Source organism: Pseudomonas kermanshahensis (assembly GCF_014269205.2).
Lineage (GTDB): Bacteria > Pseudomonadota > Gammaproteobacteria > Pseudomonadales > Pseudomonadaceae > Aquipseudomonas > Aquipseudomonas kermanshahensis.
In genome coordinates, this window is sequence record NZ_JABWRY020000001.1 from 4,425,489 (window position 1) to 4,447,500 (window position 22,012).

Here is a 22,012-nt window from a genome sequence, read left to right on the forward strand (position 1 = left end):
GCCACAGTTGTACGACAACGCATAACAAAAACAACAATCCGTGGACGATCGCCATGTCGACTTCAATCGCGCTATACCCCCGCGTTGCACCTTTCCCGATTTCGTCACCCGCGGCCACCTAGGGCCGTAAGCCCGTTTCACCCTCCCTGGCCGTGACCGGCCCGTTACCTACCCGCCCCTACCGCTGGCCGCTTGCGCGTGCACGGTGGACGGGCCGCCACACCCTTTTGTGGAGCACAACAATAATGAGAATCTGCCAAACCCTTCCCTTTGCCCTGCTCGGCGTCGGCATGCTCGGCAGCCTGTCGGGTACCACGCTGGCGGCGGGCTTTGTCGAGGATGCCAAGGCCACGCTCGGCCTGCGCAACTTCTACATCAACCGCAACTTCACCAACCCCAGCAACTCGCAAAGCAAGGCCGAGGAATGGACGCAGAGCTTCATCCTCGATGCCCGCTCGGGCTTTACCGAGGGGCCGGTGGGGTTCGGTGTGGATGTGCTGGGCATGTGGTCGGTGAAGCTTGATGGCGGTGGCGGCACCTACGGCACCGGGCTGCTGCCGCGCCACGACGATGGGCGCCCAGCCGATGACTTTGGGCGCCTCGCGGTGGCGGGCAAGGCGCGGATCTCGAAGACCGAGCTTAAGATCGGCGAATGGATGCCGGTGCTGCCGATCCTGCGCTCCGACGATGGCCGTTCGCTGCCGCAGACGTTCCGCGGGGGGCAGGTCACCTCCAACGAGATCGCCGGGCTGACGCTGTATGGCGGGCAGTTCCGTGGCAACAGCCCGCGCAATGACGCGAGCATGGAAGACATGAGCTATGGCGGGGCGCTTTCGGATCGCTTCAACTTCGTCGGCGGCGAATACAAGTTCAACCAGGACCGCACGCTGGTCGGGCTGTGGAATGCGGTGCTCAAGGACGTCTACCAGCAGCAATACCTGCAACTGAGCCACAGCCAGCCAGTGGGTGACTGGACCCTGGGCGCCAACCTGGGCTACTTCCATGGCGATGAAGACGGCTCCGAGCGTGCCGGGCAGTTGGACAACAAGACCTACTCGGGGATGTTCTCGGCCAAGTATGGCGGCAACACCTTCTGGGTGGGGCTGCAAAAAGTCGATGGCGATACCTGGATGCGGGTCAATGGCACCAGCGGCGGGACGCTGGCCAACGATAGCTACAACTCCAGTTTCGACAATGCCAACGAACGCTCGTGGCAGGTGCGGCATGACTTCAACTTCGTCACCGTCGGGGTGCCGGGTTTGACGCTGATGAACCGTTATATCAGCGGGCAGGATGTGCACACCGGTGCGGTTACCGATGGCAAGGAGTGGGTGCGGGAAACGGAGCTTGCGTATGTGATCCAGAGCGGGGCGTTCAAGGATTTGAGTGTGAAGTGGCGGAACTCGAGCATTCGCCGGGATTACAGCAACAACGAGTTTGATGAGAACCGGTTGATCTTCAACTATCCGTTGTCGCTGTTGTAACAAGAGGCTAGCGCGCTCCGTGTAGGAGCGGCCTTGCGTCGCGAAAGGGGCGCGCAGCGGCCCCAGTAATGGTATGGGCTGCGCAGGTTTGGGGCCGCTGCGCAGCCCTTTCGCGACACAAGGCCGCTCCTACAGTGGATTGCGTAAGCCGGTAAAACCCACACACGGCTCATTGACAACAGCCAACCCCACTGCCAATAATTCACATAGTCATACGACAACCTACAACAACTAACAACGAGCCGGCCATGACCCCAACTCCCCTCAATCGCCTGCTGCTCACCGGAGCCGCAGGCGGCCTGGGCAAGGTCCTTCGCGAACGCCTGCAAGGCTACGCCGAGGTCCTGCGCCTTTCCGATATCAGCCCGATGGCACCTGCCGCGGGCCCGCATGAAGAGGTGGTGGCTTGCGACCTCGCCGACAAGGCAGCGGTCCACGCCCTGGTCGAAGGCGTAGACGCCATCATCCACTTCGGTGGCGTGTCCACCGAGCATTCCTTCGAAGACATCCTCGGCCCCAACATCTGCGGCGTGTTCCACGTCTACGAGGCGGCGCGCAAGCATGGCGTCAAGCGCATCATCTTCGCCAGCTCCAACCACACCATCGGTTTCTACCGCCAGGACGAGCGCATCGACGCCCACTCCCCGCGCCGCCCCGACAGCTACTACGGGCTGTCCAAATGCTACGGCGAAGATGTCGCCAGCTTCTACTTCGATCGCTATGGCATCGAGACCGTGAGCATTCGTATTGGCTCGTCGTTCCCGCAACCGCAGAACCCGCGGATGCTCTGCACCTGGCTGAGCTACGACGACCTGGTTCAGCTGATCGAGCGCGGGCTGTTCACGCCCAACGTCGGCCACACCATCGTCTATGGCGCCTCCGACAACCGCACCGTGTGGTGGGACAACCGCCATGCCGCGCACTTGGGCTATGCGCCTAAAGACACCTCCGAGGTGTTCCGCGAGGCCGTCGAAGCCCAACCGGCGCCCGCCGCCGATGACCCGAGCATGGTCTATCAGGGCGGCGCTTTCGCCGTGGCCGGACCGTTCAACTGACCCCCGCGCGCCAGGAGGCACGGCCATGAACTGCGAACTGATCCTCGACGCCCGCAACGGTACCGGCGAAAGCCCTGTGTGGCACCCTACCGAACAGGCCCTGTACTGGGTCGACATCCCTGCCCGCACACTGCACCGCTGGCAGCCCAATGGGGCCCAGCAGGCGTGGCAAGGTGACGAAATGCTCGCCTGCATCGCCCGCACCGAACACGGGTGGGTCGCGGGGATGGAAAGCGGCATCTTCCACCTCGAACCCAAGGCCGACGGCAGCCTCGACAGCCGCCTGCTCAGCACCGTCGAACATGCCCAGGGCGGCATGCGCTTCAACGATGGGCGCTGCGACCGCCAGGGCCGCTTCTGGGCCGGCACCATGTTGATGGACATGCCGCAGGGCGCCCATGTCGGGGCGCTGTACCGGCATGACGGCGAAGGGCACCTGCACCTGCAGCAGGACGGCATGATCGTGCCCAATGGCCTGGCCTTCAGCCCCGACGGCATGCGCATGTACCTGTCGGACTCGCACCCCAACGTGCAGAAAATCTGGGTGTTCGACTACGACATCGACAGCGGTACGCCCCACAACAAGCGGTTGTTCGTCGACATGCATGCCTACCCTGGCCGCCCAGACGGCGCCGCCATCGACCAGGACGGCTGCTACTGGATCTGCGGCAACGACGCCGGCCAGGTCCACCGCTTCACCCCCGATGGCCGCCTGGACCGCTCGCTCAATGTACCGGTGAAAAAACCGGCCATGTGCGCCTTTGGTGGCGCCAACCTGGACACCCTGTTCGTCACGTCGATCCGCCCTGCGGGCATTGACCTCTCCGACCAGCCGCTGGCCGGTGGGGTATTTGCCTTCGAGCTCGGCGTCAAAGGCCTGGAGGAGCCTGCCTACCGGGGCTGAACACCCGCTCTGCCACACACTTGCACACACGAAACCGGATAATAAAAACCACGGAGTTTCACCATGACCTTCAAACGCAAGCTGCTCCTTGCCGTACTCCCCTTCGCCTTCAGCCTGTCGATGCCGGCCTCCGCGCTGGACATCAAGTTTGCCGAGATTCACCCGGCCGGCTACCCGACCGTGGTCGCCGAACAGAACATGGGCAAAAAGCTCGAAGCCGCCAGCAATGGCGAGATCACCTTCAAGATGTTCGCCGGTGGGGTGCTCGGCTCCGAGAAGGAAGTGATCGAGCAGGCACAGATTGGTGCCGTACAAATGACCCGCGTCAGCCTGGGGATCGTCGGCCCGGTGGTGCCGGACGTGAACGTGTTCAACATGCCGTTCGTGTTCCGTGACCATGAACACATGCGCAAGATCATCGACGGCGACATCGGCCAGGAGATCCTCGACAAGATCACCAACTCCGAATTCAACCTGGTGGCCCTGGCCTGGATGGATGGCGGCTCGCGCAGCATCTACACGAAAAAACCGGTGCGCAGCCTTGAAGACCTCAAGGGCATGAAGATCCGCGTGCAGGGCAACCCACTGTTCATCGACATGATGAACGCCATGGGCGGCAACGGCATTGCCATGGACACTGGCGAAATCTTCAGCGCCCTGCAGACCGGCGTGATCGACGGCGCCGAGAACAACCCGCCGACGCTGCTCGAGCACAACCACTTCCAGAGTGCCAAGTACTACACCCTCACTGGCCACCTGATCCTGCCGGAACCGGTGGTGATGTCCAAGACCACCTGGAACAAGCTCACCGCAGACCAACAGGCACTGGTGAAGAAAGTCGCGCGTGAAGCGCAGATGGAAGAGCGTGCGCTGTGGGACGCCAAGTCCGCAGCCAGCGAAGAGAAGCTGAAGGCGGCCGGTGTCGAGTTCATCACCGTCGACAAAAAGCCGTTCTTCGACGCCACCGCATCGGTCCGCGAGAAGTACGGCGCACCGTACGCCGACCTGATGAAGCGTATCGACGCCGTCCAGTAATACCGGCCCCTTCCAAGACGACCTCGACAGTGCGGCAGCCGCCGCCCTGTCGCTTTGGTGATGCCTATGAAATCGCTTTTCCTGAGCGTGAACGACACGCTGTACCGCTGCTGCATCTGGATTGCGGGCCTGTCGATCCTGACCATGACGCTGATCATTCCGTGGGGCATCTTCGCCCGCTACGTGCTGGGCACCGGTTCCAGCTGGCCTGAGCCGGTCGCGATCTTGCTGATGGTTGTGTTCACTTTCGTCGGCGCCGCCGCCAGCTACCGGGCGGGGGCGCACATGGCGGTGGCGATGATCACCGACCGCCTGCCCGCCCTGCAGCGCCAGCTGGTTTCACTGCTGGTGCAACTGCTGATGATCGTGGTGTGCGTGTTCATGACCTATTACGGCACCAAGCTGTGCATCACCACCTGGAACCAGTCGCTGGCTTCTCTGCCAGGCATACGCGTGGGCATGACTTACGCGCCGATCCCGGTGGGGGGCGTGCTGACGCTGATCTTTGTCGTGGAAAAACTCCTGCTGGGCGACCAAAGCAACCGCAAGGTGGTGCGTTTCGACCTGGCTGAAGAAAGCGAAGGAGCTGCGTAAATGGATGCGTTCATTCTGTTGGGCAGTTTCATCGCGCTGATCCTGATCGGCATGCCGGTGGCTTACGCCTTAGGCCTGTCTGCGCTGATCGGCGCCTGGTGGATCGATATCCCGCTGCAGGCGATGATGATCCAGGTGGCCAGTGGGGTTAACAAGTTTTCGTTGCTGGCGATTCCGTTTTTCGTACTGGCTGGCGCGATCATGGCCGAGGGCGGCATGTCCAGGCGGCTGGTGGCGTTCGCCGGGGTGCTGGTGGGCTTCGTGCGTGGGGGGTTGTCGCTGGTCAACATCATGGCCTCGACGTTCTTTGGCGCGATTTCCGGCTCTTCGGTGGCCGACACCGCGTCGGTGGGCTCGGTGCTGATCCCAGAGATGGAGCGCAAAGGCTACCCGCGTGAATTCTCCACCGCCGTGACCGTCAGTGGCTCGGTGCAGGCGCTGCTGACCCCGCCCAGCCACAACTCGGTGCTGTACTCGCTGGCTGCGGGGGGCACGGTGTCGATCGCTTCGCTGTTCATGGCCGGGGTGATGCCTGGGCTGTTGCTGAGCGCGGTGATGATGGGCCTGTGCCTGATCTTCGCGAAAAAGCGCAACTACCCCAAAGGCGAAGTGATCCCGCTGCGCCAGGCGCTGAAAATCGCTGGCGAGGCACTGTGGGGGCTGATGGCGATGGTCATCATCCTCGGCGGTATTCTGTCGGGCGTATTCACCGCGACCGAGTCGGCCGCCGTGGCCGTGGTCTGGTCGTTCTTCGTGACCATGTTCATCTACCGCGACTACAAGTGGCGTGACCTGCCCAAGTTGATGCACCGCACGGTACGCACCATCTCGATCGTGATGATCCTGATCGGCTTTGCCGCAAGCTTCGGCTACGTGATGACGCTGATGCAGATCCCCTCGAAAATCACCACGGCGTTCCTGACCCTGTCGGATAACCGCTACGTGATCCTCATGTGCATCAACTTCATGCTGCTGCTGTTGGGCACGGTGATGGACATGGCGCCGCTGATCCTGATCCTGACCCCGATCCTGCTGCCGGTGATCACGGGCATCGGCGTAGACCCAGTGCACTTCGGCATGATCATGTTGGTGAACTTGGGTATCGGCCTGATCACACCGCCGGTGGGCGCGGTGCTGTTCGTCGGTTCGGCCGTCGGCAAGGTGAGCATCGAGTCGACGGTGAAGGCGCTGCTGCCCTTCTACCTGGCGTTGTTCCTGGTATTGATGGCCGTGACCTACATCCCTGCCATCTCGCTCTGGCTGCCCAGCGTGGTGCTGTAAAGCCAAATGGGGCCGCTTGCGGCCCCATCCTCTTTTGCAAATGGATCCTGCACATGGCTGTTCCCTCCTCTGCCACTCCCCTCTTTCCTCGCAAGCTGGCGCTGGCGCTACTGGCGCTGCTGGCCTGCTCGTTCGCCGCCAACCACGTTGCCGCACGCATCGCCTTCGATGACGGCACCGGCGTGCTGCTGGCGATTCTCTGCCGCTCCGGCATCACCTTTCTGGTCCTGGCCTGCCTGCTGCTGTGGCAACGCCAGGCAGTGGGCCTGCCGACCGGCACACGGCGCTGGCAATTACTGCTTGGGCTGCTGATCGCCACGCAGAGCCTGTGCCTGTATTCGGCGGTGGCGCGCATCCCGGTGGCACTGGCGCTACTGGTGGGCAATACCTTCCCGATGTTGCTGGCGCTGCTCACGTGGGCCTTGGGCGGCGCGCGCCCGACTGGCCGCACCGTGCTGTTCATGGGCCTGATCCTCTGCGGCCTGGTGCTGGCGCTGGATGTACCGGCGCGGCTGGCCGACAGCGCCGACGCCAACCCGCACTGGGCCCTGGGCGTCAGCCTGGCCTTCTGCGCCGCGTGCGCCTTCGCCTGCGCGCTGTGGATCACCGATCACAAACTGGCCGCCGTACGCGGCCCGGTACGCAGCCTGCTGACCTTGCTGATCGTGTTCTCCAGCATGCTGGTGGCAGGCGCAAGCGGCGTGATGCCTTCCGGGCTGTCGCTGCCCGCCAGCAGCAGCGGGTGGGCGGCCTTGGCAAGCCTGGTGGTGCTGTATGGCGTGGCCTTCACCCTGCTGTTTGTCTGTGTGCCCCGGCTGAACATGGCGCAGAACGCGCCGGTGATGAACATCGAACCGATCGCCACCTTGCTGCTGGGCTGGGCGTTGCTGGATCAGCGCCTGAGTACCTGGCAACTGATCGGCGGTGCCGTGGTGGTGTGCGGCATCGTGCTGCTGACCTATCGCCGGGCGAGCTGAGCAAACATTCTGAAAGGAGCCGCTGATGGCTGTCACCGAACTGCACCTGCAAGACCACCTGACCCGCCTGAGCCTGGCGCCGGACCTGGGCGCCAGCCTGATCAACTGGGAAGTGAAAGCGACCGGGCAGGCGCTGCTGCGCCACTCTGACCAAGACGCGCTCGCCAGCGGCACGCCGCGGCAACTGGCGTGCTACCCACTGGCGCCTTGGTCCAACCGGATTGCCCAAGGGGGTTTCGAGCGCCCCGAGGGTTGGCTGGCGTTGGCGCCCAACACCGCACACGACCCCTACCCGATTCATGGCACCGCCTGGCAGCAGGCCTGGCAGGTGGACCACCACAGTGAACGCCGTGCCCGGCTGACGCTCGACAGCCAGTTGCCCTTTGCCTACCGGGCGACGCTGGATGTGCACCTGCTCGACGGGTGCCTGAACCTCGACTTGCATGTAACCCACCTGGATGAAACGGCCACCTGGTATGGGCTGGGGCTGCACCCCTACTTCCCGCGCTATCCGGACACCCGGCTAAGCGCTATGGCGCAGCATGTGTGGCTGGCAGAAGAGGGGCGGCTGCCGTCGTACCCGGCTGAGCTGCCTGATGACTGGTGCTTCGACACCCCGGCCGGGTTGCCGACCAGGGTGGTCGATCATGCGTTCGGTGGTTGGCCTGGCAGCTGCGTGATCGAACAGCCCAGCGCAGGCTATGCCCTGGAATGCACGGCCAGTGGGTGTGAACATTTTCTGTTGTTCTGCCCACCGGGCAAGGCGTTTTTCTGCTTCGAGCCGGTCAGCCACCCGATCAACGCGCATCACCTGCCTGGGCGGCCAGGGTTGCGGTTGTTGCAGCAGGGTGAGGCGATGAGCTTGGGGTTCAAGATGCAGTATCGGGCGCTGTAGGGGGTTGCCTGTATAGGGGTCGCTTTGCGACCCATCGCCGCAAGCCAGCTCCCACAGGTGCGGCGCTAGCCTTGGAGGCTACACCGTTCGGGTGGGAGCAACTGTCTTGTGGTGCTTGTTCCGGCCTCATCGCTGGCAAGCCAGCTCCCACAGGTGCGGCGCTAGCCTTGGAGGCTACACCGTTCGGGTGGGAGCTGGCTTGCCGGCGATGGGCTGCAGAGCAGCCCCGCGATCTCAAGCTTTAAACCAGCACTTCGCCGGTGGCCACGCCCTGCCGCGCGACCGGCTCACCCCGTACCTCACGCGCAACCTTCCACACCAGCACCGCCGCAACGATATCGAACGCTGCCAGCACCACGAACAGCGGGCTGTAGCCGATCTGCGTCACCAGGATGCCGAACACCAGGGTAAACACCGCCGCGCCCAGGTACCCGCACATCCCGCCCATACCTGTCGCGGTGGCCACCTGGTCCTTGCTGAACGAATCCGACGTGATCGAATACAGCGCCCCCGACAGCGTCTGGTGCGCAAAGCCACCCATGCACAGCAGCAAAATCGCGGTATACGGGCTTTCAACCAAGCCAATGCACGCTGGACCGATCATGCAGCTGGCACCGAATACCAGCACCATCTTGCGCGACGTGAACAACGACACCTTCAAGTGACGGTGGAACAGCGGGCTCAGGTAACCACCGAGCACACAGCCGATGTCCGCCGCGAGAAACGGCAGCCAAGCGAACATCGCCACTTCCTTGATGTTCATGTGCCGCTCGGTCATCAGGTACAGCGGGATCCAGGCATTGAAGGTTTGCCAGGCCGGCTCCGAGAGGATTCGCGCGGAGGCGATGGCGTAGAAGTTCCGGGTCTTGAAGATGCGTTTCCAGGCGCCCTTCTCGCGCTTCTCTGCCTTGAAGTGCGCTTCCTGGCCAGACAGGATGTAGTCACGCTCTTCGCTGCTCAAGCGCTTCTGATCGCGAGGGTGTTTGTAGAACAGCATCCACAAAACCGTCCAGACGATGCCGGACACCCCGACCATCACAAAGGCCAGTTGCCAGCCGCTGTGCAGGATCGCCCACACCACCAGAGGCGGCGCCAGCAACGCCCCCAGCGAAGAGCCGATGTTGAACCAGCCGATCGCCACCGACCGCTCTTTGGCCGGGAACCATTCAGTGGTGGCCTTGACCCCGGCAGGCAAGCCGGCCGCTTCGGTCATGCCCAGCAGCCCGCGCATGAAGGCCATGCTTTGCCAGCCCGTGGCCAAAGCTGCGCCAGCACACGCCACCGACCAGGCCATGGCGAACACGGCAAAACCGAGCTTGGTCCCGATGAAGTCGATAAACCAGCCGGCGATCGGCTGCATAAGGGCGTAGCACACCTGCCAGGCGGCGACGATCTTGGCGTATTGCTCGGTCGTGATGGAGAGGTCGGTCATCAAGGTGGGGGCAGCCACCGAGAGGGTATTGCGGGCGAGGTAGTTGACGACGAGCCCAGCCGTGACGAGGCTGACCATCCACCAACGGATGCCTTTGATCTTCATGGGTCACCTGAATCTTATTTTTAGAGGTGCGGGTGAGTGCCTCAACGCTGGCAGCGCTAATTGAGACAATTTGTTTCAGGCGCAAGATTGCCATGTCGTAGGTCGTCGTACAACATAAATTGTTAACGGATGTGTATCTATAGGGGTGTTATTGCAGGGGGTTGTACGACCTCAATCCAGCCCTTGGGCTCGAAGCGCATGGGCTAGCATGTCGATGAAGGTCCTGACTTTGGCGGACCCGTACTTGCTCTCCCGGTGCAGCACATGGATCGGCCAGGGGGCTTCTTCGTACTCGGCCAGAATGACCTGCAACTGCCCGTTTGCTATCTCGTCTGCCACTTGGTACGACAGCAACCGTGCGATCCCCAGCCCGCCACTGGCTGCGGCAATCGCCCCATCATTGCTGGTCACCGTCAGTCGCGGCTTCATGCGGACCAAGGTCGGCTCATCCGTCACGCCGAAGCGCCAACCGGCCCGGGGCGACAAGTTGGTGGTGCCGATCACCGCATGGCCTGGCAAGTCCGATGGGTGTTGCGGCACGCCGTGGCGCGCCAGGTAGTCCGGCGAGGCGCAGAGCATGCGCCGCACCCTGCCCACCCGCAGCGCCTTCAGGCCGGAGTCCGGCAGCGGGCCGATGCGCACGGCCACGTCCATGCCCTCCTCGACCATGTTCACCACCCGGTCGAGGAAGTACGCAGACACGTCGACCTCGGGGTATTGCTGCAGGTAACGAACGATGCACGGCATGACGAACTTCTTGCCGAACAGGATCGGCGCAGTAACGGCCAAGTCCCCCTTGGGCGTGGCGTTGATACCGGCCGCGGCTTCATTGGCCTCGTGGATGCTGGCGAGAATATGCCGGGTGTCTTCCAGGTAGCGGCCACCCGCTTCGGTCAGGCGCACGCTGCGGGTGGTGCGCAGCAGCAGTTTGACCCCCAACTGGTCTTCCAGGGCACTGACGGCACGGGTCACTGCGGCGGGCGAGATGTCCAGCCGGCGGGCGGCAGCGGCGAAGCTTTCCAGCTCGCCGACTGCTACGAACACCTTCATCAGGTGAATCTGATCCATGCCGGCTCCTGGAATGTCGGGGGGTGTGGATTATCGATTATCTGCGGTTTTTTCGCTGCCCTGTGCGCAGGCCACAACAGTCAGCACTACAGTTCCAGCACCAAGGCCTGCGCGCCCTCCTCCACTTTAGCCGGCACGGCACAGCAGATCAGCGCCGCACCGCTTTCTGGCATCTCGGCAGGCGGGTTCGGGTAATGCACCTGCCCACTCACCACCTTGGTCTTGCAGGTGCCGCATGAACCACCCCGGCAGCTGAAATCCGGCGACAACCCACGCGCTTCGGCAAGCTCCAGCAAGGTGCCGCTACCCGGTGCCCAGCGCGCCTCCTTGGCCGAGCTGGCGAAGTACACCGGCACCGGTTCGCTGGCAGCCGGAGGTTGCTGCAGCACCGGCTGGTCGTCATCGGTGTGCCGCCTGAGCGTCGATGGCCCAAAGGCTTCGGCATGGATACGTGCGTCGGGTACATGCACGGCACGCAGCCCTTCGTACAGGTCCTGGGTAAAACTCGCTGGGCCACACACATAGAAATCGTAGTCATCCAGCACCAGCTGGGCTTTCACCTGCTCAATGCCCAGCCGGCCAGCATGCTCGTAGTCGCGCCCCCTGACCGCCTCGGCCTCAGGCTGGCTCAGGCAACGGTGTACACGCAACCATTCGCCCGCTTGCTGGCGCAGCGCCGCCAGTTCTTGCTGGAAGGGCAAGTCAGCCAGGCTTCGCGCACCGTGAAACAGGTGAATAGGCCGCGACTGGCGCTGGGCCAATTGTGCTCGCAGCATGGCGATCAATGGCGTGATACCCACACCCGCGCCAATCAGTACAATCGGCCGTGCGCTTTGCTCATCCAGGGTAAAACTGCCCATGGGCAGGCGCACATCGAGCAGGTCCCCCACCGCAATGCGCTCATGCAGATAGCGCGATGCCGCGCCCTGGGCCTTGACGCTGATGCGCAGGTAACCGTCCGACGGGGCGCTGGAAACGCTGTAGGTGCGAATCAGCGGGGCATCGCTGCCCAGCGCGATACGCACAGGAATATGCTGCCCTGGCGCAAACTGCACGGGTGCATCTGCCGCCAGGTAGAACGAGCGAATATCACGGCTCTCCTGCTCCAGGCGCACCACCCGCCACGCCTGCCATTGACGCTGACGCTCACGCTGCTGCAGGCGTTCGCCGGCCTCGGCCCAGGTGCCGGTCATCAGGCTGGTCGGCGCGTATTCTTTAAAGGCCCAGCGCAGCGACACGGCTGCCGGGCGCCATACCACGTGCTCGACGTCCAGCGTCCACAGCCGCTCGGCGCCCTCGAACGCATTGATGGCAGGGCTCTCCAGTACCACTTCGGCATGCCCGCAAAGCTGCAGTACATTGCCGGTGGCGAAGTCGATGAACAGCAACCCTGCCACCGGGTTCACCAACAGGTTGCCCAGCGTATTGAAGTGCAAATTACCGGCGTAATCGGGAATGGTCAGGCGGTTGCCCTCGACCTTGACGAACCCAGGCCGACCGCCGCGGTGGGACACATCGACCGAACGCTGGCCATCGTCTTGCTCGACGTAGCTTGCAACAAAAAAGGTATCGGCCGCTTCGATCATGGCAACCGCGCGGGCATCCAGTGCAGTGGCATCGACGCGCCCTTTTGCCAGCTCATCGCTACGCGTGTACTCGCGCAGCTGGATGTACTGAGGGCAGTTGCCGAACGACTGCTCTACCGTCACTTCCAGTTGCCCGTTAAGTGCCTGGCCGATCAGGCCGTTGATTCGGTTGCGCCGGCGCGTATGCAACTCGATGCCCAGCAGCCCAATTGCCTGCCCGCTCGCCAGCCCTGGTGTGGCGGGGTCATCAGCTTTCAGGTCCACGTTGATCAGCAACTGGCGTGGGTCGGGCGAGCTGACGAAGCCTTGCGGGCCTTCGAGGAAGGTTGCCCACGGCCTGCCGTGGGCATCCACACTGCCCGCCACCATGAACGGCAACTGCTGATAGAACGCGCGATGCTGGTCTGGCATGAAGTCGCGAATGACCTTCTGCCCGAACACCTCCATGCGCTCCGACACACCGACCTTTTCCTGCAGGATCTTCTCACCGCTGTGCCAAGGTGACGCGCGATGGCCTGGGAGCTGATGCATGGTGGCATTCCTCGAAAAGGGTTGAGCTCAATCGCCGGCTTGCAGGCCCGTGGCAGTACGCGGCATCGGCACGAAACCTGGCAGCGCCTCGACCCGTGCCAGCCAACTGCGCACGTTGGCGTACGGCTCCAGCGAGACATTGCCCTCTGGTGCATGGGCGATGTAGGAGTAGTTGGCAACGTCAGCGATGGTGGGCTCACTGCCTGTCAAGAAGGGGGCCTTGGCCAGTTCGGCGTCGATCACCTTGAGTAGGGTATGGGCACGGCCGATGACTTCATCGGTGTTGAACGCGGCGCCGAACACGGTCACCAGGCGAGCGGCAGCCGGGCCAAAAGCCAAAGGGCCTGCGGCGACCGACAGCCAGCGCTGCACGCGCGCTGCGGCTTCGGGCTCCTCGGGCAACCAGGTGCCGTTGTCGTATTTCTTGGCCAGGTACACCAGGATGGCGTTGGAATCGGCGATGACCGTGCCGTTGTCGTCGATGACCGGCACCTGCCCGAACGGGTTGAGGGCAAGGAACGCAGGCTGCTTGTGCTCACCTTTGGCCAGGTCGACGAAAACCAGCTCGGTCGGCAGGTTCAGCAACGAGAGCATCAGCTCGATACGGTGTGCGTGGCCAGACTTGGGGAAGTTGTAGAGTTTGATCTTGGTCGACATGGGCTTGGCTCCTGGTCAGCGCCGGAATGGGCTGGTGGAGGCCATGTTGGACCGATTCGACTGGCAGCAGAATCAGTGCTGGGGGGAAACCATAATTTCGCGTGGCGGAATAATGCTTGTAGAAGCGGCGCTAGGCCGCTTTTACAGTGCAGTGCACAGGCTGCATCTTCGGCTCAATGCCGCTGATTATGGAACTTGAACAACTGGCGTGCCGCCTCGATCACCTGAGGCACACAGGCTTGAATGTCCTCTTCACGCATTTGATCGAGCAACTCGAAGTTGTCCTCCAGCCCATGCAGGGAAATGGCCTTGAGCAGTTGATCCTGCTCAGGCGGCAACGCGTCCCAGCTGGCGACCTGGGTACCGCGCATATAGCCGAAGCACCACTCTTCCATGATGATCACAGCGCCATCGTCGGTTTCATTTTCCTCGAACAGCGGTTCGAACTGATCGATGTTGTCACCCAGTTCGTCCGCCACTTGGCTGGCGTAACGCAACATCAACGCCGTGTACGCCTCTTCATGCGCGGGCTTCTTGAATTTCGGCACTTTGCCACCCGCAACGGCTGGCAACCATTGTTCGGGGTGGACGGTGATGGGGGAACTGGCCAGGGCGGTAAAAAAACCATTGAGCTCGGCCAGGTTGAGTACCGAATAATCGTTGCCGTAGGTGATCAGCAGGTCTTCGAGGCGGTCGAGTTCTTTTTCGCTGAGCGCGGGGAGCATGGGGGTTGTCCTGAAAAGCAAAAGTGCAAGCACCCTAGCACAGCACGCACCAGAAGGCTGCCCGCAGCGACGAGGCTGCGGGCAGTTTCGCTAGCGTGGCAACCACGTGGGCAGCAGGGCCTGCCTGCCTGACCCGATCAGCAGCCAGAGCAGGACTCGGCACTTGCGCGGGCAAAGTTGCCCAGCCATGTGCAGCCCTTTTTTCTGCAGGTCGATCTCGCCGCCGACAAACCCATAGGTCGCTAGTGCCGTAGGCCCCCTGCCTGTGCGGGTAGCCACGATCACTGGCAAGCCAGGCGTGAGCTGGCCCAGCATCTCGGACCAGGCGCCCGAGACGTGCCCGGCACCAAACCCCGCAATCACCAGCCCCTCGTAACCCAGCGCTGGCAAGGCCTGTAACAAGGCAGTGTCCGCATCCAGGCAGGCCTCCAACAGGGCAACGCGATGATCGAGACGATGCGGCAGTGGCAGTACCTCCCGTGGTGAAGGCTGGAGGTGATAGCGCGCAACACCTTCGACCACTTCGCCCACGGGGCCACTGCCTGGTGACTCAAAAGCGGACATCGCCAGGCTGGCGACCTTGCGAACCTTCGCGGCGCTGTGGATCTGGTCGTTGATCACAACCAGCACGCCACGCCCCTGACTGGCCTGGGCTAACGCCACTTGCGCGGCCGCCAGTAGATTGGCCGGCCCGTCACAGCCCGGTTGGCTGGCCGAACGCATGGCACCGGTCAGCACCAAGGGGGCATCGAATGGCCAGAGCAGGTCGAAGAAGTAAGCTGTCTCCTCTAGCGTATCGGTCCCTTGAGTGAGCATCACGGCCTGCGCACCGCGCGCTATCTGACCACGCGCCCACGCCAGCACTTCAAGCAGCGTCACAAACCCAAGCGAAGCGCTGGGCAGCATGCCTAACGTCGCCACTTCGAGGTGCGCCATCTGCCTGAGCGCTGGCAGCAAGGACAGTTGCTTCTCACAATCGAGCGTTGGCGTTACACCCCCCTCAACCGTATCGACCTGCATGCTGACCGTGCCGCCCAGGCTGGCGATCGACAGCCGAGGCAACTGCGGAGACTCAGTCATGCCGCACCTCCTATCAGCCCCACCAGCGGCACGATCGCCAATGTACTGAAGGCCATGGACAAGACATTGCCGATGTAGCCATGCATATAGCTCGGCAACCGGCCACTGATGGCCACCGCCAATGGCGGCGCTACCAGCGCACCCAGCACCGCGCTGGTTACCACGACCTGCCAGTCACCACCGTGCATCAGCACGGCAGCCGGAACGATCGACACAATGGGAATGTAAGTGGGGTACCAGCCGCGCGCCTGCCATTGACGACGCCACACCAGCACCCCCACCAATGACGCCAGCGCCTGGCCTGCCACCATCTGCACGACCAGTTGCGAACCGTAGGCCGGTGCAGCAGGAGCAATCACGCAGGCCAACAGCAGGCCCAACAACAACCCGAGGCTGGCAAGCTCATTGCCGAAAAATGGCGCTTCACTGAAGTCAGCCAATACACGTCGAAGGGTCCAGACCACACCGTAGTCAGGTTGACGGGTGACGGGCTGCAACCCAGCGGGCCTTTTGCCTTGCTGCACCCATGACGGGAAACGCTTGCACAGCAGGAAAGCCACTACGCTCGCCACCGCCATGCCGCCAACGTTGCCGATGACCACCGGCAACTGCAAAGGAATGCACAGGTAATTGACCAGGAGCAGGCTGGCAGGCGTTACCAGAAGCGCACCGAGTAGCGCCCCGGTAATCGTCACCTGCCAGCCTCCGCCAAACAGCAATACCATGGCAGCCGGCAGCGACACGAAAGCGACGAAGGTCGGTTGCCACCCTCCCCCAGCCAGCGTCCACCCCCACAAGACGTGGCTGAGCAGCAGGCCGAGCAGCGAGCTGGTGAACACCCACGGCCACAGCCCAGTGCCATAACAAATGGCAAAACCTTGCCAGCGGTAGCCACGAAGACCGGCCCAATGCGCCAGACAGGCCCCCAGCAGCAGGCCCAAAGCCGGCAACTCGTGCTTGTAGAAAGCGACTTCGCTGATGTCGCCGACTATCCAGCGCAAACGGCTCAAGGGTTGATCAAGTGTGGCGGTGAGCTGTGCGTAGTCCGGCCATTGGCCGAAAACCAGGCTAACTATCAGCAATACGCTCAGGCAGGCCAATATCACCAGCGGTGGCCTTTGCCTGGTCGGGATGCTTATCTCGTTCATGTTCTGCCTCCTCAGCGCGGCATCGGGGCATGCAGGCGATAACCGAGGGTGTGGTCATAAAGATCGGTACGCCGATCTCGCGGCAGATCATTGAGGCTGTTCCAGATCGGCGCAGACCGAGCCGCACTGAGGTCCACATCGGCATAGAGGATGCTTTCCTCTTCCGCGCTTGCCACTTCTCCGATCGGCCAGCCGTTGGTGCAGGCAATCAGCGAACAGCCCAGAAAACGACCACCACGCTCGCTGCCAATTCGGTTGGCAGCGGCGATATAGACGTTGTTGACGTGCGCTGCGGTCATGGTCAGGTAAGAAGCCATGCAGCGCCCGGCCTCATCGAACAGCGGCGGCGGCGTCCACACCCAGTTGTTGAGGCTGCAGAGGATGTCGGCGCCTTGTGCAGCCATCAGCCGGGGGACTTCGGGGAACCAGATATCCCAGCAGATCAGCAGGCCGATACGCCCAATGGGGGTTTCGAACACCGGGAACCCGAGGTTACCGGGCGTGAACCACAGCTTCTCCTGGTTCCATAAGTGCGCTTTGCGGTAGTGCCCAAGCATTCCTTCCGGGCCGAAAAGTACGGCGCTGTCATACAGCTTCATCCCATCCCGTTCGGCGAACCCCGCCGCCAGATAGATGTGATGATCCCGCGCAAAGTCCGCCCAGGCTTGGACGCTGCGCCCGTCTTGCAGAGTCTGCGCATGGGCATAGGCCTCTGCCCGCGAGTGGAACGTATAACCAGTGTTGGCAAGCTCTGGCAGCACAATCAGGTTGGCACCTTCGCGTACGGCGCGCCGGGCCAATGCCAGGCCCCTGCTCACGTTGCTATCACCGTGCTCGACCCCCACTTGAGGGTCATACTGGATGACTGCGATGCGCACGGGGCTGACAGGGGTGCAGTGTTCAGACATGGCGGCTTCCTTTTATGTTTGTTGTGGAAGGGCGCCAGTAAAGCGGGGTTGAGCCTGGGAGCGACAGTCAGGACGCTCCCACAAGATCGTAGGGAAAAGGAAGAATTATTGAGGGAAGGGCCCTACATATTGATTGCCGACGCCCTGATTACCGCACTTGATAATGCGGGTAATGGGGTCGTGGGGTGCTTGTGATCCCCAACCGTGTTCACCACAGTCAAATGACGCCCGCCCACACGCTTCGATTGCTCGATCAGGGTGATATGGGTAAAACCGCAACGCAACAGCTCCCGTGCGGCGGTCAAACCCGTTACACCAGCACCGATAATGCATATTCGGTGATGCGGCTAATCAACACAGAGATCGGGTGGATTGGGGTACGTGCAGCCCATGGCTGGGCTGGGGATGACGGCTCAACGGCCAAGTGTGCGGGGTGGTTGTGAGTCGATCCGATCGTCATGTTCTCGTGTTCGCCAAGGGTTGGGGAACCTGAGAATGGAGAATCATAGAGTGACAGGTGCGGTGTTTATCTAATACCACTTGGTGTCTGGCGCAAAGCATTCGCGGGGGCGTGCCTACTCCCAAGGTAAGCACAGTCCTCAGGAACTGTGCAGTACTTGTGGGAGCGGGCTTGCCCCGCGAATAGGCCGTTAAGCCTTACACCGCCAGCGCGCGCTCACGCAGCTCGCTGTTGAGGATGCGGTCATTCTCGCTGTAGTCGACCGGGCAGTCGATCACGTGTACGCCAGGGGTCTTGATGCAGTGCTCGAGCAGCGGCAGCAAGCCTTCGGCGCTTTCCACGCGGTGGCCATTGGCACCGTAGGCTTCGGCGTATTTGACGAAGTCCGGGTTGCCGTAGTCCAGGCCGAAATCGGTGAAGCCCATGTTGGCCTGCTTCCAGCGGATCATGCCGTAGCCGTCGTCACGCAAGATCACCACAGTGATGTGCATGCCCAGACGGACTGCGGTTTCGAGCTCTTGGCTGTTCATCATGAAGCCGCCGTCGCCACATACCGAGATTACCGGGCGGTCCGGGTACACCAGGTGCGCTGCCATCGCCGACGGCAGGCCGGCGCCCATGGTCGCCAGGGCGTTGTCGAGCAGCACGGTGTTCGGCTTGTGGGCCTTGTAGTTACGGGCGAACCAGATCTTGTAGATGCCGTTGTCGAGGGCAACGATACCTTCAGACGGCAGCACGCGACGGATGTCAGCGACCAGGCGCTGCGGGTAGACCGGGAAGCGGTCGTCGTCGGCGCCTTCGGCGATTTGCGCTTCGTTGGCTTCACGGATGGCCATGAGGCGGGTGAAGTCCCAGTGCGAAGTGTCGCCCAGGCCTTCAGCGATCTGCCAGACGGCGTTGGCGATGTCGCCGATCACTTCGACCTGCGGGAAGTACACGGCATCGACTTCGGCGGAACGGAAGCTGATGTGGATGACTTCGGTGCCGCCACGGACCATGAAGAACGGCGGCTTCTCGATCACATCGTGGCCGATGTTGATGATCAGGTCGGCCGCTTCGATTGCGCGGTGGACGAAGTCACCGGACGACAGCGCGGCGTTGCCCAGGAAGCGCGGGCTGCGCTCGTCGACCACACCCTTGCCCAACTGGGTGGTAACAAACGGAATGCCGGTCTTGTCGATCAGCTGCTTGAGGACCTTGGCGGTCATCTTGCGGTTGGCGCCGGCACCGATCACCAGGATCGGGCTGCGAGCGGTGCGCAGTTTTTCGATGGCGGCTTCGATGGCCACGTGCTCGGCCAGCGGGCGGCGGTGCAGGCTGCGTGGGATCGGCATGGCATCAGTCTGCTCGGCAGCGATGTCTTCCGGCAGTTCCAGGTGCACGGCGCCTGGTTTTTCTTCTTCAGCCAGGCGGAACGCTTCACGCATGCGCGAAGGAATGTTGTCGGCCGAGGCGAACTGATGGGTGTACTTGGTGATGGGGGCCATCATGCCGCACACATCGATGATCTGGAAGCGGCCCTGTTTGGACTTCTTGATCGGCTTTTGGCCGGTGATCATCATCATCGGCATACCGCCGAGGTAGGCGTATGCACTGGCGGTGACCAGGTTGGTCGCGCCAGGGCCGAGGGTCGACAGGCTGACGCCGGTCTTGCCGGTCAGGCGGCCATAGGTGGCGGCCATGAAGCCCGCAGATTGTTCGTGGCGGGTCAGGACCAGCTTGATCTTCGACTTGCGCAGGGATTCCAGCAGGTCGAGGTTTTCCTCACCAGGGATGCCGAACACATACTCGACACCTTCGTTTTCCAGGCATTGCACAACGACATCGGCGGCCTTAGCCATCTTGCTCTCTACCTCAAGTGATAGGACGGTGAAAGTCCATAAATGCGCAGCACGGCACGCTGGCATCGCTCTATTCGGGCGCGAGGGTGCCCCGAACCTAAGTCTTGACGCAGGTTAGGCAGGGCAAAGTCACGTGCACGAACAGGATTAATTGTCGCACCCTTGGGCGCGTTTGGAGAGGTACAGGACGGACAAAACATCTTTGCCTGGAGACAGCGAATCTGCGGCTATAAACGGCAGAAAGACAAAACCCCTACCTGCTTGCGCAGATAGGGGTTTTGCGAAATGAATCTTGACGATGACCTACTCTCACATGGGGAAACCCCACACTACCATCGGCGATGCATCGTTTCACTACTGAGTTCGGGATGGGATCAGGTGGTTCCAATGCTCTATGGTCGTCAAGAAATTCTGTAGCCAGAATGTCCAGATGGACAGCCCAGCGAATTCGGATATGCGATTTTGTGGTTACGAACTTTCGGTTGTTTCGTCTTCACCACCGCAATTCGCGCTAGCAAATTGCTTGGGTGTTATATGGTCAAGCCTCACGGGCAATTAGTATTGGTTAGCTCAACGCCTCACAGCGCTTACACACCCAACCTATCAACGTCGTAGTCTTCGACGGCCCTTTAGGGGATTCAAGATCCCAGTGAGATCTCATCTTGAGGCAAGTTTCCCGCTTAGATGCTTTCAGCGGTTATCTCTTCCGAACATAGCTACCCGGCAATGCCACTGGCGTGACAACCGGAACACCAGAGGTTCGTCCACTCCGGTCCTCTCGTACTAGGAGCAGCCCCTCTCAAATCTCAAACGTCCACGGCAGATAGGGACCGAACTGTCTCACGACGTTCTAAACCCAGCTCGCGTACCACTTTAAATGGCGAACAGCCATACCCTTGGGACCGGCTTCAGCCCCAGGATGTGATGAGCCGACATCGAGGTGCCAAACACCGCCGTCGATATGAACTCTTGGGCGGTATCAGCCTGTTATCCCCGGAGTACCTTTTATCCGTTGAGCGATGGCCCTTCCATACAGAACCACCGGATCACTAAGACCTACTTTCGTACCTGCTCGACGTGTTTGTCTCGCAGTCAAGCGCGCTTTTGCCTTTATACTCTACGACCGATTTCCGACCGGTCTGAGCGCACCTTCGTACTCCTCCGTTACTCTTTGGGAGGAGACCGCCCCAGTCAAACTACCCACCATACACTGTCCTCGATCCGGATAACGGACCTGAGTTAGAACCTCAAAGTTGCCAGGGTGGTATTTCAAGGATGGCTCCATGAGAACTGGCGTCCCCACTTCAAAGCCTCCCACCTATCCTACACAAGCAAATTCAAAGTCCAGTGCAAAGCTATAGTAAAGGTTCACGGGGTCTTTCCGTCTAGCCGCGGATACACTGCATCTTCACAGCGATTTCAATTTCACTGAGTCTCGGGTGGAGACAGCGCCGCCATCGTTACGCCATTCGTGCAGGTCGGAACTTACCCGACAAGGAATTTCGCTACCTTAGGACCGTTATAGTTACGGCCGCCGTTTACCGGGGCTTCGATCAAGAGCTTCGCTTGCGCTAACCCCATCAATTAACCTTCCGGCACCGGGCAGGCGTCACACCCTATACGTCCACTTTCGTGTTTGCAGAGTGCTGTGTTTTTAATAAACAGTCGCAGCGGCCTGGTATCTTCGACCGGCATGGGCTTACGGAGCAAGTCCTTAACCCTCGCCGGCGCACCTTCTCCCGAAGTTACGGTGCCATTTTGCCTAGTTCCTTCACCCGAGTTCTCTCAAGCGCCTTGGTATTCTCTACCTAACCACCTGTGTCGGTTTGGGGTACGGTTCCCAGTTATCTGAAGCTTAGGAGCTTTTCTTGGAAGCATGGCATCAACCACTTCGTCGCCTAAAGGCAACTCGTCATCAGCTCTCGGCCTTGAGATCCCGGATTTGCCTAAGATCTCAGCCTACCACCTTAAACTTGGACAACCAACGCCAAGCTGGCCTAGCCTTCTCCGTCCCTCCATCGCAATAACTGGAAGTACAGGAATATTAACCTGTTTTCCATCGACTACGCTTTTCAGCCTCGCCTTAGGGACCGACTAACCCTGCGTCGATTAACGTTGCGCAGGAAACCTTGGTCTTTCGGCGTGGGAGTTTTTCACTCCCATTGTCGTTACTCATGTCAGCATTCGCACTTCTGATACCTCCAGCAAGCTTCTCAACTCACCTTCACAGGCTTACAGAACGCTCC

General features: G+C 61.5%; 17 protein-coding genes, 2 rRNA genes and 1 pseudogene (1 of these 20 running past the window's edge). 8 read left to right on the plus strand and 12 right to left on the minus strand.

From position 1 onward, the window contains the following. The first annotated feature begins 245 nt into the window (after window positions 1–245). The 8 genes from HU764_RS19845 (at window position 246) to HU764_RS19880 (ending at window position 8,225) form a co-directional block, all read left to right on the plus strand. The gene (locus HU764_RS19845) at window positions 246–1,484 is read left to right on the plus strand and encodes an OprD family porin (protein WP_186704236.1); all 1,239 of its coding nucleotides are present in this window, start codon (window positions 246–248) and stop codon (window positions 1,482–1,484) included. A gap of 248 nt (window positions 1,485–1,732) precedes the next feature. Continuing rightward, complete coding sequence (locus HU764_RS19850; RefSeq protein ID WP_085272384.1) at window positions 1,733–2,539, plus strand: NAD-dependent epimerase/dehydratase family protein; 807 nt, start codon at window positions 1,733–1,735, stop codon at window positions 2,537–2,539. A gap of 25 nt (window positions 2,540–2,564) precedes the next feature. Next, entirely contained in the window at window positions 2,565–3,443 is an 879-nt protein-coding gene (locus HU764_RS19855; protein ID WP_186704237.1) for a glucurono-1,5-lactonase, read from the plus strand. A 63-nt stretch (window positions 3,444–3,506) separates the two neighbouring features. Further along, entirely contained in the window at window positions 3,507–4,478 is a 972-nt protein-coding gene (locus HU764_RS19860) for a TRAP transporter substrate-binding protein (RefSeq protein ID WP_027594705.1), read from the plus strand. A gap of 66 nt (window positions 4,479–4,544) precedes the next feature. Beyond that, window positions 4,545–5,072, plus strand: a complete 528-nt coding sequence (locus HU764_RS19865) for a TRAP transporter small permease (protein WP_186681017.1) — start codon at window positions 4,545–4,547, stop codon at window positions 5,070–5,072. Beyond that, window positions 5,073–6,353, plus strand: a complete 1,281-nt coding sequence (locus HU764_RS19870; protein ID WP_027594707.1) for a TRAP transporter large permease — start codon at window positions 5,073–5,075, stop codon at window positions 6,351–6,353. It begins immediately after the preceding gene. Window positions 6,354–6,406: 53 nt separating this feature from the next. After that, a complete protein-coding gene (locus HU764_RS19875) occupies window positions 6,407–7,330 on the plus strand; it encodes an EamA family transporter (RefSeq protein WP_027594708.1) in 924 nt (307 codons plus the stop codon). Between the two features lie 25 nt (window positions 7,331–7,355). After that, entirely contained in the window at window positions 7,356–8,225 is an 870-nt protein-coding gene (locus HU764_RS19880; protein ID WP_099430228.1) for an aldose 1-epimerase, read from the plus strand. Window positions 8,226–8,466: 241 nt separating this feature from the next. On the opposite strand, the gene HU764_RS19885 is transcribed toward HU764_RS19880, so the two are convergent. From HU764_RS19885 to HU764_RS19940, 12 genes and pseudogenes are all read right to left on the minus strand, one after another. Then, on the minus strand, window positions 8,467–9,762 hold the full coding sequence (locus HU764_RS19885) for an MFS transporter (RefSeq protein ID WP_186704238.1): 1,296 nt from the start codon (window positions 9,760–9,762) through the stop codon (window positions 8,467–8,469). A gap of 171 nt (window positions 9,763–9,933) precedes the next feature. Continuing rightward, a complete protein-coding gene (locus tag HU764_RS19890; RefSeq protein WP_027594711.1) occupies window positions 9,934–10,830 on the minus strand; it encodes a LysR family transcriptional regulator in 897 nt (298 codons plus the stop codon). A gap of 86 nt (window positions 10,831–10,916) precedes the next feature. After that, window positions 10,917–12,947 carry a pyridoxamine 5'-phosphate oxidase family protein gene (locus HU764_RS19895; RefSeq protein WP_186704239.1) on the minus strand — a complete coding sequence of 677 codons (2,031 nt, stop codon included), beginning with the start codon at window positions 12,945–12,947 and terminating at the stop codon, window positions 10,917–10,919. A gap of 27 nt (window positions 12,948–12,974) precedes the next feature. Next, window positions 12,975–13,604, minus strand: a complete 630-nt coding sequence (locus HU764_RS19900; protein WP_027594713.1) for a glutathione S-transferase family protein — start codon at window positions 13,602–13,604, stop codon at window positions 12,975–12,977. Between the two features lie 173 nt (window positions 13,605–13,777). Next, a complete protein-coding gene (locus HU764_RS19905) occupies window positions 13,778–14,329 on the minus strand; it encodes a UPF0149 family protein (protein ID WP_027594714.1) in 552 nt (183 codons plus the stop codon). Window positions 14,330–14,419: 90 nt separating this feature from the next. Next, complete coding sequence (locus HU764_RS19910) at window positions 14,420–15,409, minus strand: asparaginase (protein ID WP_186704240.1); 990 nt, start codon at window positions 15,407–15,409, stop codon at window positions 14,420–14,422. After that, window positions 15,406–16,557 (minus strand): hypothetical protein, encoded by a 1,152-nt coding sequence (locus tag HU764_RS19915; protein WP_186681026.1) that lies wholly within the window; start codon window positions 16,555–16,557, stop codon window positions 15,406–15,408. The genes HU764_RS19910 and HU764_RS19915 overlap by 4 nt, the downstream gene beginning before the upstream one ends. A gap of 11 nt (window positions 16,558–16,568) precedes the next feature. Further along, window positions 16,569–17,465, minus strand: coding sequence for a nitrilase family protein (locus HU764_RS19920; protein ID WP_186681028.1), 897 nt, complete (start codon window positions 17,463–17,465; stop codon window positions 16,569–16,571). 173 nt (window positions 17,466–17,638) lie between these two features. Next, window positions 17,639–17,925, minus strand: a pseudogene (locus tag HU764_RS19925) (FAD-dependent oxidoreductase); the annotation flags it as partial. Window positions 17,926–18,122: 197 nt separating this feature from the next. Continuing rightward, window positions 18,123–19,766: an acetolactate synthase large subunit gene (locus tag HU764_RS19930; protein ID WP_186681032.1), complete on the minus strand. Its 1,644-nt coding sequence runs from the start codon at window positions 19,764–19,766 to the stop codon at window positions 18,123–18,125. 290 nt (window positions 19,767–20,056) lie between these two features. Next, window positions 20,057–20,172: ribosomal RNA gene (rrf, locus tag HU764_RS19935) — 5S ribosomal RNA — on the minus strand. 128 nt (window positions 20,173–20,300) lie between these two features. Further along, window positions 20,301–22,012: ribosomal RNA gene (locus HU764_RS19940) — 23S ribosomal RNA — on the minus strand (it continues 1,181 nt past the right edge of the window).

Bases quoted from the DNA above. Each gene is read 5' to 3' on its own strand.
- HU764_RS19845 (WP_186704236.1), top strand. From the start codon at position 246: ATGAGAATCTGCCAAACCCTTCCCTTTGCCCTGCTCGGCGTCGGCATG.
- HU764_RS19850 (WP_085272384.1), top strand. From the start codon at position 1,733: ATGACCCCAACTCCCCTCAATCGCCTGCTGCTCACCGGAGCCGCAGGC.
- HU764_RS19855 (WP_186704237.1), top strand. From the start codon at position 2,565: ATGAACTGCGAACTGATCCTCGACGCCCGCAACGGTACCGGCGAAAGC.
- HU764_RS19860 (WP_027594705.1), top strand. From the start codon at position 3,507: ATGACCTTCAAACGCAAGCTGCTCCTTGCCGTACTCCCCTTCGCCTTC.
- HU764_RS19865 (WP_186681017.1), top strand. From the start codon at position 4,545: ATGAAATCGCTTTTCCTGAGCGTGAACGACACGCTGTACCGCTGCTGC.
- HU764_RS19870 (WP_027594707.1), top strand. From the start codon at position 5,073: ATGGATGCGTTCATTCTGTTGGGCAGTTTCATCGCGCTGATCCTGATC.
- HU764_RS19875 (WP_027594708.1), top strand. From the start codon at position 6,407: ATGGCTGTTCCCTCCTCTGCCACTCCCCTCTTTCCTCGCAAGCTGGCG.
- HU764_RS19880 (WP_099430228.1), top strand. From the start codon at position 7,356: ATGGCTGTCACCGAACTGCACCTGCAAGACCACCTGACCCGCCTGAGC.
- HU764_RS19885 (WP_186704238.1), bottom strand. From the start codon at position 9,762: ATGAAGATCAAAGGCATCCGTTGGTGGATGGTCAGCCTCGTCACGGCT.
- HU764_RS19890 (WP_027594711.1), bottom strand. From the start codon at position 10,830: ATGGATCAGATTCACCTGATGAAGGTGTTCGTAGCAGTCGGCGAGCTG.
- HU764_RS19895 (WP_186704239.1), bottom strand. From the start codon at position 12,947: ATGCATCAGCTCCCAGGCCATCGCGCGTCACCTTGGCACAGCGGTGAG.
- HU764_RS19900 (WP_027594713.1), bottom strand. From the start codon at position 13,604: ATGTCGACCAAGATCAAACTCTACAACTTCCCCAAGTCTGGCCACGCA.
- HU764_RS19905 (WP_027594714.1), bottom strand. From the start codon at position 14,329: ATGCTCCCCGCGCTCAGCGAAAAAGAACTCGACCGCCTCGAAGACCTG.
- HU764_RS19910 (WP_186704240.1), bottom strand. From the start codon at position 15,409: ATGACTGAGTCTCCGCAGTTGCCTCGGCTGTCGATCGCCAGCCTGGGC.
- HU764_RS19915 (WP_186681026.1), bottom strand. From the start codon at position 16,557: ATGAACGAGATAAGCATCCCGACCAGGCAAAGGCCACCGCTGGTGATA.
- HU764_RS19920 (WP_186681028.1), bottom strand. From the start codon at position 17,465: ATGTCTGAACACTGCACCCCTGTCAGCCCCGTGCGCATCGCAGTCATC.
- HU764_RS19930 (WP_186681032.1), bottom strand. From the start codon at position 19,766: ATGGCTAAGGCCGCCGATGTCGTTGTGCAATGCCTGGAAAACGAAGGT.